The sequence below is a fragment of the Arthrobacter sp. MOO21 genome (assembly GCF_057369995.2).
This window is the reverse complement of record NZ_CM170671.2, coordinates 2,395,214-2,405,852: the sequence shown is the minus strand read 5'-3', so window position 1 is coordinate 2,405,852 and position 10,639 is coordinate 2,395,214. Positions and strand designations below refer to the sequence as shown.

General features: G+C 66.3%; 10 protein-coding genes and 1 tRNA gene. 5 read left to right on the top strand and 6 right to left on the bottom strand.

The window, feature by feature from the left end:
* Positions 1-85 precede the first annotated feature (85 nt).
* Positions 86-162: transfer RNA gene (locus AC2JAJ_RS11150), tRNA-Pro, on the top strand.
* 126 nt (positions 163-288) lie between these two features.
* Here the strand turns inward: AC2JAJ_RS11150 and AC2JAJ_RS11145 are convergent.
* Positions 289-507, bottom strand: coding sequence for a hypothetical protein (locus tag AC2JAJ_RS11145; protein WP_221386017.1), 219 nt, complete (start codon positions 505-507; stop codon positions 289-291).
* A 126-nt stretch (positions 508-633) separates the two neighbouring features.
* On the opposite strand from AC2JAJ_RS11145, the gene AC2JAJ_RS11140 reads away from it, so the two are divergent.
* On the top strand, positions 634-1,899 hold the full coding sequence (locus AC2JAJ_RS11140; protein WP_486415835.1) for a helix-turn-helix domain-containing protein: 1,266 nt from the start codon (positions 634-636) through the stop codon (positions 1,897-1,899).
* A gap of 58 nt (positions 1,900-1,957) precedes the next feature.
* Here the strand turns inward: AC2JAJ_RS11140 and AC2JAJ_RS11135 are convergent, their stop codons facing one another.
* Positions 1,958-2,896 (bottom strand): phosphoribosylaminoimidazolesuccinocarboxamide synthase, encoded by a 939-nt coding sequence (locus AC2JAJ_RS11135; RefSeq protein WP_501053119.1) that lies wholly within the window; start codon positions 2,894-2,896, stop codon positions 1,958-1,960.
* A gap of 1 nt (position 2,897) precedes the next feature.
* Complete coding sequence (gene purD / locus AC2JAJ_RS11130; protein ID WP_486416702.1) at positions 2,898-4,214, bottom strand: phosphoribosylamine--glycine ligase; 1,317 nt, start codon at positions 4,212-4,214, stop codon at positions 2,898-2,900.
* Between the two features lie 98 nt (positions 4,215-4,312).
* Between purD and AC2JAJ_RS11125 the strand changes: the two genes are divergently transcribed.
* The 3 genes from AC2JAJ_RS11125 (at position 4,313) to AC2JAJ_RS11115 (ending at position 7,446) form a co-directional block, all read left to right on the top strand.
* Positions 4,313-5,899: a molybdopterin-dependent oxidoreductase gene (locus AC2JAJ_RS11125; protein WP_501053118.1), complete on the top strand. Its 1,587-nt coding sequence runs from the start codon at positions 4,313-4,315 to the stop codon at positions 5,897-5,899.
* A 48-nt stretch (positions 5,900-5,947) separates the two neighbouring features.
* Positions 5,948-6,964 (top strand): asparaginase, encoded by a 1,017-nt coding sequence (locus tag AC2JAJ_RS11120; protein ID WP_501053117.1) that lies wholly within the window; start codon positions 5,948-5,950, stop codon positions 6,962-6,964.
* A gap of 80 nt (positions 6,965-7,044) precedes the next feature.
* Positions 7,045-7,446, top strand: a complete 402-nt coding sequence (locus AC2JAJ_RS11115) for a sterol carrier family protein (RefSeq protein ID WP_473695993.1) — start codon at positions 7,045-7,047, stop codon at positions 7,444-7,446.
* Here the strand turns inward: AC2JAJ_RS11115 and AC2JAJ_RS11110 are convergent.
* Genes AC2JAJ_RS11110 through AC2JAJ_RS11100 form a run of 3 tightly spaced genes read right to left on the bottom strand, consistent with a single transcriptional unit; the run spans position 7,443 to position 10,554 of the window.
* Positions 7,443-8,198 carry an SDR family oxidoreductase gene (locus AC2JAJ_RS11110; RefSeq protein ID WP_486415838.1) on the bottom strand — a complete coding sequence of 252 codons (756 nt, stop codon included), beginning with the start codon at positions 8,196-8,198 and terminating at the stop codon, positions 7,443-7,445. The genes AC2JAJ_RS11115 and AC2JAJ_RS11110 overlap by 4 nt on opposite strands.
* A gap of 13 nt (positions 8,199-8,211) precedes the next feature.
* Positions 8,212-8,955, bottom strand: coding sequence for an aspartate/glutamate racemase family protein (locus AC2JAJ_RS11105; RefSeq protein ID WP_473695989.1), 744 nt, complete (start codon positions 8,953-8,955; stop codon positions 8,212-8,214).
* A gap of 30 nt (positions 8,956-8,985) precedes the next feature.
* Positions 8,986-10,554, bottom strand: a complete 1,569-nt coding sequence (locus tag AC2JAJ_RS11100; RefSeq protein ID WP_486415839.1) for an NCS1 family nucleobase:cation symporter-1 — start codon at positions 10,552-10,554, stop codon at positions 8,986-8,988.
* Positions 10,555-10,639: the final 85 nt, after the last annotated feature.

Sequence of the window (10,639 nt, the reverse complement as noted above, 5' to 3'; positions counted from 1 at the left end):
GGACCATGGAGACGTGCCATCGAAGCTGGATTTCGCATCGGAGCCCGGGATCGGCTATCCTTGTAAAGTTGCTTTTGCAGCGGATCGGGATGTAGCGCAGCTTGGTAGCGCGCTTCGTTCGGGACGAAGAGGTCGCAGGTTCAAATCCTGTCATCCCGACCAAAATGGAAAGAGGGTCTCCTTGCGGAGGCCCTCTTTTTTGTTGCGATCCGGTCACGGCGGAAAACAGGACAGCCCCGGAGCTGGTGCTCCGGGGCTGTCCATCGCCTCCTGGTGCGAGGAAGCTGTTTATGCGGGATCGGGCCAGTTGCCGATGTAGGTGGTGTAGGTGGTATCGGTCTTCTTGTCCTTCTTCACCTTGGTGGAGGCGGGGTCAGGCCAGTTTCCGATTGCTACCGACGTACCCGAGTTATCGGCGATGGAACCTGCAGACAGGACGGCCGGAGCCGCCGCGGAAAAAGCCAGGGCCCCAGCCAAGGCGGCCGCGGTTGCGATCTTCTTCAACATATAAGTTCCTCAATACGAGTCGGATTCGTTACAAAGCCAGCACTGTCCTTGTTGACACACATTGTAAAATATTTTCCACAGGGGCTGTCAAGCATTCGGCCCCAGCTGTCCAGAAGGAGGAAACGCGTGGGCAACGGATTCGGAGAAAAGCTCCGGGCGGAGCGCCTTGAGCGTGGACTGACACAGGCCGAACTGGGCAAGGACCTGTATTCACCCAGCTACATCTCGCTGCTCGAAACCGGCCGAAGGGAACCGACGGCCGAAGTAATCGAGGAACTGGCTCGCAGGCTGGAGCTGGCACCCAAGGCACTGGAGGCTTGGAGCCAGCCCATTTCCGTGAGCGACGCTGAATACGTTCTCGCAGGGCTGTACGCGCGCCAGGCGTGGGACTTGCGCGACTACCCCCTGGCAGCCAGCCACGCCGCGGCTGCCGCGCAGATAGCACTCGACGGCAAGAACACCAGCGCCTGGTGGAATATGACGTACATGCAGGCTGAATGCCTCATGAAGCAGGGTGACCTGCAGGAGTGCCGGAAGATCATCGAACGCCTCCTTGAACACCCCATGGCAACGGAATCGGTGGGTCTTGGCGTGCGTGCCCGCCAGATGCTGGCTGCTGTGTGCCACGGCCAGGGCCAGCTCTCCGTGGCTGTTGAGCACGCGCTCGAAGCTGTCAAGCTGTCTGTCAACCTGCCCCGCGGTTCAACGGTGGCCATCGGGGCGCACCGCATCCTGATCGGTGCCCTCGCGGAAAGCGGGCGGCTGGATGAGGCCTGGAAGTATTGCCAGGCCCTGCTCGAACAAGTGGATGAGCATGCCATGTCCCAGCTCGCCGGCGAGGTGGCCTGGGTGATCGGCAACGTGGCCTTCATGCGGCACGACTATGCAGAAGGCGTGAAGCACCACGAGCGGGCGGCCCGGCTGCTCTCCCCCGCCAATGACATCGAGCTGTGGGCGCGCTTCAACAAAGCCTCCGCCGCCGTCCGGCTTTCCTCGGGAATCGTGGAGCCGGAGACCCTGTCGGCCATCGAGCGCGCTGAACTCGCCTTCTCCATCGTCGGAGGAACCAAGAGCGATGAGCTTGAGGTGGCCTTCATCCGGGCGCGATGGCTGTACCTGACCGGGGACATCGTGGCCGCCGTCGAGAAGCTGCGCGAGATCCATGCCGAACGCGGTGCCCTCGGCAAGCACACGGCCGGCGAGGTGTCGCTCCTCCTCGGAAAGTCGTTGAAGGCCTCGGGCGAAACAGACGAAGCCCTGGTGCACCTGGAGGAAGCCCAAAAGGCATTCGCCGCCGCCGGTGCACAGGATCGCGTGCAGCAGGCGCTGGACGCGATCCTCGAAATCAGGCTCGCCCAAAAGCGGGCCGCCGCGGCCGCGCAAGTGAGCTAAAGGCAGGCGAGCTAAGGAGAGCTAAGGGCGGGCCCGGGACTCCCGGGCCCGCCCTTGTTTATGTGAAGCTCTTCCCCGTAATCTTCTCGTACGCCTCGACATAGCGGCTGCGGGTACGCTCCACCACGTCTGCCGGAAGCGCCGGCGGAGGGGTGTCCGAGGCTTTGTCCCAGCCGGATTCGGCCGAGGTCAGCCAGTCGCGCACGTACTGTTTGTCGTAGGAAGGCTGCGCCTGGCCCGGCTTGTACGTGGCGGCATCCCAGAACCGTGAGGAATCGGGGGTGAGCACCTCGTCGCCCAGGGTGATGGAGCCGGAGACGGCGTCGTACCCGAACTCCACCTTGGTGTCGGCCAGGATGATGCCGCGCTCCCGGGCGATCTTTTCCGCCGTCGTGTAGATCTTCAGGGTCAGCTCGCTGAGGCGGGCAGCGATGTCGTCCCCCACGAGCGCCACCACAGCGTCGTAGGTGATGTTCTCATCGTGCTCGCCGATCAGGGCCTTCGCGGACGGCGTGAAAATGGCATGGTCAAGGCGCGATCCGTCCACCAGGCCCTCGGGCAGCGGGATGTTGCAGACCGTGCCCAGTGCCCTGTACTCCTGCAGCCCGGAACCTGTGAGGTAGCCGCGCGCGATGCATTCCACGGGGAACATGTCCAGCTTCTTGCAGATCATCGCCCGGCCCAGCACCTCTGCCGGCACACCGTCCTCCTCGGTGGAGCCCAGTACGTGGTGTTCAACGCCCAGCTGGTCGAACCACCAGAGGCTCAGCTGGGTGAGGATGCGGCCCTTGTCCGGGATCTCGCTCGAGAGCACGTGGTCGTAGGCGCTGATGCGGTCGCTGGCGACCACCAGCACGCAGTCCTGGCCAAGCCGCTGCACGATCGACTCGTCAGCCGGCTCGTACAGGTCGCGGACCTTGCCGGAGTAGACATGGGTCCATCCGGGCAGGTCCAGGGTCTTGGCGGCGTACCCGCGGTTCACCGGCGTTTCACTCATGTCAGGCCTTCGCTTTCACTGCGGGCAGCGAGCCGGTGGCGCCGTAGGGGACCTTGATTTCGCCCCGGGCGGCCTTGCGGCCGATGTCGCTGCGGAACTGGGAGCCTTCCAGTTGGATCAGCTCCACGCCGTCGTATGCCCTTTCCCGTGCCTCCACCAGGTCGCTGCCGAGGGCGACGACGGCCAGGACGCGGCCGCCTGCGGACACCACCTTGCCGTCCGCGTCCAGGGCGGTTCCGGCGTGGATGACGTGCACGCCGTCCAGGGCCTCCACCTTCTTGAGCCCGCGGATGCGGTCGCCGGTGCGGGGAGTGTCCGGGTAGTTTTCCGAGGCGATGACGACGGCGACGGCGGTCTCCTTTGCCCACCGCAGCTCCTCTGCCTTGTCCAGTTCGCCCTTCGCGGCTGCCATGAGCAGGGAGCCGAGGGGGGTTTTGAGCCGGGCGAGGACTGCCTGGGTTTCGGGGTCGCCGAAGCGGACGTTGAACTCGATCACGCGGGTGCCGCGCGAGGTCAGGGCAAGGCCGACGAACAGCACGCCGACGAACGGGGTTCCGCGCCGGGCCATCTCGTTGACGGTGGGCTGGGCAACGCGGTCCAGGACTTCCTGGACCAGGCCTTCCGGTGCCCATTCAAGCGGGGTGTAGGCGCCCATGCCGCCGGTGTTGGGGCCTTCGTCGTTGTCGAAGATGCGCTTGAAGTCCTGCGCAGGTGAGAGTGCCACGGTGTTCTGGCCGTCGCAGAGGACAAACAGGGAAACCTCCGGCCCGTCCAGGAACTCCTCGATCACCACGGAGCCGCCGGCGTCGAAGCAGGACTGGGCGTGGGCGAGGGCTTCCTCCCGGTTCCGGGTGACCACCACGCCCTTGCCGGCCGCGAGGCCGTCATCCTTCACCACGTACGGCGCGCCGAAGGTGTCCAGCGCGGAGGCTGCTTCATCGGCGTTGGCGGCGACCATGGCCATGGCCGTGGGGACGCCGGCTTCCGCCATGACTTCCTTGGCGAAGGCCTTGGAGGCCTCGAGCTGGGCGGCTGCCTTGCTGGGTCCGAAGACGGGGATGCCGGCTTCGCGGACGGCATCGGAGACCCCTGCAGCGAGCGGCGCCTCGGGGCCCACGACCACGAGGTCCACGGCGAGCCTGGTAGCCAGCTCCGCAACTGCCTCGGGATCATTGCCGTTGATGTTGTAGGTGGGGACCAGCTTGCTGATCCCGGCATTGCCCGGCGCCGCGTGGACCTCGGACACGTTGGGGTCGGCAAGCAGGGAGCGGACAATGGCGTGTTCGCGGCCTCCGGGGCCAATGACGAGTACCTTCACAGTCTCCAAGGGTACTTTGTGCACCCTGCCCGCTCCTAAGCTGTGACCTTCCCTGCCCGGCGGTCAATCCGGGTGGCCGCCCGCTCCGAACCATACACATGACAACGCTTCGAAACCGGAAAATCGGCCCCGCCGCCATGGCCGCGCTGGCAGGCGTGGTGGCAGCCGCCGTCGTACTTGCCGTTGCGGAGCTGATTGGCGCGTTCTTCACCGCCCGGGCAACCCCGCTGTTCGCCCTGGGGTCCACCTTCATCGACTTCACGCCGCCCTGGCTGAAGGACTTTGCGATCGCCACGTTCGGCACCAACGACAAGGCTGCCCTTTTCGTGGGCATGGGCCTGACCATCGCGGTGCTTGCCTGCATTCTTGGCGTGGTGGCCTACCGGAAGTGGGTGCTGGGCGTCCTGGGTGTGCTGTTCATGGGCGCCGTGATCGTGGCCTGCGTCGTGACCCGGGCGGGCGTCGGCCCCGCGGACGCCATTCCGTCCGTACTGGGGACACTGGCGGGCCTGGTGGCCCTGCACCGGTTGATGGTGCCGCTGTGGGGGATGAAAAAATGGCCCGAAGCGCCGGCGGACCAAGCAGCCGACGACGACGCGCGGCAGCAGGGTGGAGGCACCAGCCGCCGTGGCTTCTTCACAGCCGCCGGGATTACGGCGGCAGCCGCCGGTATTGCGGCCACGGGCGGACGGCTGCTGGGTGCCGCGCGCAACAACGTGGCCCAGGCCCGGGAGGCCCTGCGCCTGCCGGCACCGGCAAAGGCCGCCGCTCCTGTGCCCGCGGGCGTCCAGTCCCCGGTGCCGGGCGTGACCCCGTGGCTGACGCCCAGCAATGAGTTCTACCGCATCGATACCGCCCTGAGTGTTCCGGAAATCAACGTCGACGACTGGGAACTGCGCGTGCACGGGCTGGTGGAGCAGGAAGTGACGCTTACCTTCCAGGACCTGCTGGATGCGCAATTGATCGAATCGCATGTCACCCTGACCTGCGTGTCCAACCCGGTGGGCGGCAATTTGGCCGGCAACGCAAAGTGGCTTGGCCTTCCCATCCGCGAGGTGCTGGCCCGGGCCAAGCCGAAGGATGGCGCGGACATGGTTTTGTCCACATCCATTGACGGGTTCAGTGCCTCCACTCCCTTGGAGGTGCTCCAGGACGACCGCGACGCCATGCTGGCCATCGGCATGAACGGCGAACCGCTGCCGCTGGAGCACGGCTACCCGGTGCGAATGGTGGTCCCCGGGCTCTACGGTTTCGTGTCCGCCACCAAATGGGTGGTGGACCTGGAAGTCACCCGCTTCGCCGACAACAAGGCCTACTGGACAAATCGCGGCTGGTCCGAGCGCGGCCCCATCAAGACCATGGCGCGCGTGGAGGTGCCCAAGTCCTTTGCGAAGGTGCCGGCCGGGAAAGTGGCCGTCGGTGGCACCGCCTGGGCCCAGACCCGGGGCATCACCAAGGTGGAAATCCAGATCGACAACGGCGACTGGGTGGAAACGACCCTTTCCGCGGAAGCCTCCACCATCACTTGGCGCCAGTGGTCATACGAATGGGACGCCACGCCCGGCCCCCACTACATCAAGGTCCGGGCCACGGATGGCACCGGCGAGGTCCAGACGGACCAGCGGGCTGATCCGGTTCCGGACGGCGCCTCCGGCTGGCAGTCGGTGATGGTCACCGTGCAGTAGGCGTCGAAGTATCCAGGCTTCGGCCGCGGCGGCCCATAGACTGGCAGCATGCCGCATAATCCGCATGCCACCTTCACCGTTGGCTCCGCCGTCGAACTGGCCGTAATCGAACGCAGCGGCTTCGTGGAGTCGCGGCATATCGGCTCCGCGGTGCTGCTCTCCGCCGACGGCTCTGTGGTCACCGAGCTGGGCGACATCAACACCCCGATTTATGCCCGGTCCGCACTGAAGCCGTTCCAGGCGCTGGCCGCCATGCAGTCCGGCGTGCCACTGCGCGGCGCACAGGTGGCCATCGCGTGCGGGAGCCACACGGGGTCGCTGGACCACATGGATGTTGTTGCCGGGATGCTCAAGGCGGCCGGGGTCCGCGAGGACCAGCTGCAGTGCCCGGAAGCCTGGCCCCAGGATGAAACGGCGCGGAACTGGCTGGTGCGTTCCGAAAAGGGAAAGTCCCGGCTGGCCTACAACTGCTCGGGCAAGCATGCGGCGTTCCTCTGGGCGTGCACGGAGAACGGCTGGGACACTCACAGCTACCTGGAGCCCAACCACCCGCTGCAGCAGCGCGTGCGCACCGCCATCGAGGAATATACGGGCGAGAAGATCGCGCACCTGGGGATCGACGGCTGCGGTGCGCCCGTGGCCGCCGTGTCGCTCACGGGGCTGGCCCGCGCCTACTCCCAGCTGGCCAAGGCCCCCGGGGACCACAGCTTCAACGCCAGGGCCGCCACGATTGCCACCTCCATGCTGGATTATCCATGGGCTGTTCAGGGCCGCGGCGAGGCAAACACCCTGGTGATGGACGAGCTGGAAATCATTGCCAAGATCGGCGCTGAAGGTGTCCTGGCGATGGCGACGCCGCAGGGTGTCTCCGTTGCCGTCAAGATCCTGGACGGCAACATCCGGGCAACATCGCTGGTGGCCCTGACGCTCCTGGCGGCGGCCGGCGCGGTGGAGATCCCGGGCGTGGCGAGCGTCCTGGAAAAGGTGGTCGAACCCGTGCTCGGCGGCGGCCGGCCGGTGGGGAAGATCCGGCTTGGCCCCGCAGTTTCCGCGCTCCTGGACTGAACAGACACGACTGAACAGGCCCGACTGAACAAACCCGACCGGCACCAACCCTGCCTGCACCAAAAAGGAAGACTCCAAACATGGCCGTAGCCCGCCGTCGTATTGACGCCCAGGAAGGTAAAGCGGCGCTGGCTGCATGGCTCGAAGGTGCCGGGCCGTCGTCGGACCTTCCCGTTCCCAGGCCAGTCGTGGCCACTGCCGTCCGCTACACCCTTGAGGAGGTCACCGCCCGGGCGCCGGGCAACTCGGTGGAAGTGCGCGTCCCGCCGTTCGGCGTCACGCAGTGCGTGGAGGGCCCGCGGCACACCCGCGGCACCCCGCCCAACGTCATCGAGTGCGACGCCGCCACCTGGCTTGCGATGGCCACCGGCCAGTTGAGCTGGGCGGACGCCGTGGCCTCGGGGAAGGTGGCGGCCTCCGGCCTGCGCGCGGACCTCTCGGCCCTCCTGCCTCTCTCGGCGCCCGCCCAGCCGGGGAGTTAGCCGCGGCCGATGAAGGGCATTCCGGCGGCGGTGACCACCACTGACCCGACGCTGGCCGAGGCCGGCATGTTGGCCATCATCAGCACCGCCCGTGCCGCGTCCGCTACCGGAAACATCGGCTCGACCTTCCGGCTGCCGTCGGCCTGGAGTGCCCCCGAGCCGACGCCGATGGTGTCCATGATGTCAGTGGCCGTGTTGCCGATGTCGATCTGGCCGCAGGTGATGCCATAGCCCCGGCCATCCAGCTCGATGCTCTTGGTCAGGCCGGTCACCGCATGTTTGGTCACCGTGTACGCGACGGTGCGCGGACGGGGCGAATGGGCGGAGATGGAGCCATTGTTGATGATCCGGCCGCCCTGCGGCTCCTGCGCCTTCATGGCACGGACGGCGGCCGCGGCGCACAGCATCGATCCGGTGAGGTTGACGGCGAGGGTGGCGTTCCAGTCATCCAGGCTGATTTCGTCCACACCGGCCGCGGGGCCGAAGACGCCGGCGTTGTTGAACAGCACGTCCACGCGCCCCCACTTCTGGCGGACGGCGTCAAAGAGGCGTTCGACGTCGGCCGCCCGGGTGACGTCGCATGGCACCGCCAGCGCCTCCGGGTGGCCCTCCGCCGTTTCCAACAGCTGCGCCTCCCGGCGGCCGGCGAGTGCCACCCGGTAGCCGTCGGCCAGCATTTGCCGGGCTACCTCCCGGCCGATCCCTGAGCCTGCCCCGGTTACGACGGCGATGCGGGAAGGGGTTGTGCTCACGTGTTCTCCTGGTCTACAGCTGCACCGGCATGGCCGGTTTGTTCAGCGGCCAGCCTATGACGGTTTTGGGCCGCGGTGCGGCGAAGGTCCGGACCTTGGAGGTGGAAAGACCCATCCGGACCAGGGATTCGGCGATGGTCACCGCGGAAGCGACGCCATCGACCACCGGCACCCCGGCCCGCTGCCGGATCTGCTCGTCCAGGCCGGCCATGCCGCCGCAGCCGAGCACGATTACTTCCGCCTTGTCATGGGTGACTGCCAGCATCGCCTGGTCGATGATGGCTTCCACGGCGCGGTCCGGTTCCTCCTCCAGCTCCAGGACCGCCATGCCGCTGGCCCGGACGGACGCGCATCGGGCGTCCAGGCCGGCGAGCTTCAGCCTGTCCTCGATCAACGGCACGGTACGGTCCAGGGTGGTGACCACGGAGTACTTGTGGCCCAGGAACATGGCCGTGCTGGCTGCCGCCTCGGTGATGTCGACGACCGGCACATCCAGGAGCTCCTGCAGCCCTTCGCGCCCGTGTTCGCCGTACCCCGCCTGGATGACGGCGTCGAACGGCTGCGGGTAGGAGGTGACGGCGTCCATGACGGCGATGGCGGCCAGGTAGCTTTCGAAGTTCCCCTCGCAGGAGTCCGCCCCGAAGCGGGGCGTGATGCCGACAATCTCGGTGCCCGGGGCAGCGACGCTGCGGGCCGAGGCCGCTATGGATTCGGTCATGGAGGAGGTGGTGTTGACGTTTGCTACGAGAATGCGCACGGGGCTTCCTTGGCGGGCGGGATGGGTGTGTCAGTGGGTGCTGGCGACGGCGATCGTCTCGCCGTCGCGGTCTTCCAGGCGCTGGTTGCGGTCTGCGATGAAGAAATAGACAACGGCGGCGATGCCTGCCGCGAAGAACCAGGCGAACGGGGCCGCGGATGCCAGCCCGGGGACGAAGGCAATCAGCAGGGCGAGGACCGCCGCCGGGACCATGGCGATGATTGCCCGCGGGTTGACGCCTTTCCGGTAGAAGTAGGCCCCTTCAGTGGATGCCGTGTACAGCTCCGGCACATTGACCTTGCCGCGGCGGATCAGCCAGTAGTCGGCCATGACGACGCCGAACAGCGGCCCGAGCAGCGCGCCAAGACCGCCGAGGAAGTACACGATGACCAAGGGGTTGTTGTAGAGGTTCCACGGCAGGATGACCAGCCCGATGGTGGCGGAGACCATGGCTGCCCGGCGGAAGTTCAGCCGGGTGGGGAACAGGTTGGTCAGCGCGTAGACCGGGGCGACGAAGTTGGCCATCAGGTTCACCGCGATGGTGAGGATCAGCAGGGCGAGGCAGGCCAGGACCAGGAAGAGCGTGTTGGGGATGGTCTGGACGATGTCCGAGGGGCTCTTGATGATGGTGCCGTTGATCTTGAACTGCCCGCCGGCCATGACCACCACGATGGCGCCGAAGACCAGCATGTTGATGGGGATGCCCCAGAAGTTGCCGCGGACCACGGCTTTCCTGGATACCGCCGAGCGGGTGAAGTCGCAGAAGTTCAGGACGAAGGTGCCGTAGATGGAGACCCAGAGGGCGCCGCCGGCAAAAATGGTGAGCCACATTTCCGGCCCTTCAAGGGCCTTGTTGGACGACCAGGCGATGGTTCCCCCGGCTTCCACGAAAATCCAGATGGCCATTGCGGCCATGGTGGCAAGGATGACCGGGCCGGCGAAAGCCTCGTACTTGCGAATCATCTCCATGCCGAAGCTGACGATCACCAGCTGGACCACCCACAAGGTCACAAACGCCGCCCACCCCAGTGTGGACAGGCCCAGGATGGAATCCTTGTCCAGCTCCGCCAGGGCCGGGAACATGGCCGTGAGCATGACGCGGAAGACGACGGAGGCGAGGTAGGTCTGGATCCCGAACCACGCCACCGCCACGGCACCACGCAGGAGGCTTGCGATCTGGGCTCCCCTAATGCCGAAGCTGATGCGGCTCATGACCGGGAATGGAACTCCGGTCTTCACTCCCATGAAGCCGGAGAGGGTGAGCAGCCCGAACAGCAGCGCGGCGCCGATTCCCAGGGCCAGCAGGATCTGCCATCCGCCCAGGCCGAGGGCAAACAGGCCGATGGCGAACGCGTAGTTGCCCAGGCTGTGCACGTCGTTGGCCCAGAGGGTGAAGATGCTGTAGCTGGACCAGCTGCGGCCGGCACGCTTGGTGGGGGCAAGATCTGCGTTGTAGAGGGTGGGGCTGATGGCCACGCCTGATGCTTCGCTTGCGGCATTGCACAGGGTTTCTACGCTGGCTGCGGTAGGGGCAGGAGCATCCGACGACGTTGTCAGGTCCCTGGCCGCCTCAACGCCCGCCGGGGGTGGGGTCTGCATAAGAAATCTCAATTCTTTGGGGATTCCGGTGGTGAGGCCGACGCGGAGGTCGTTTCTGTTATTCCACAAGGCGGAATCGAGATAT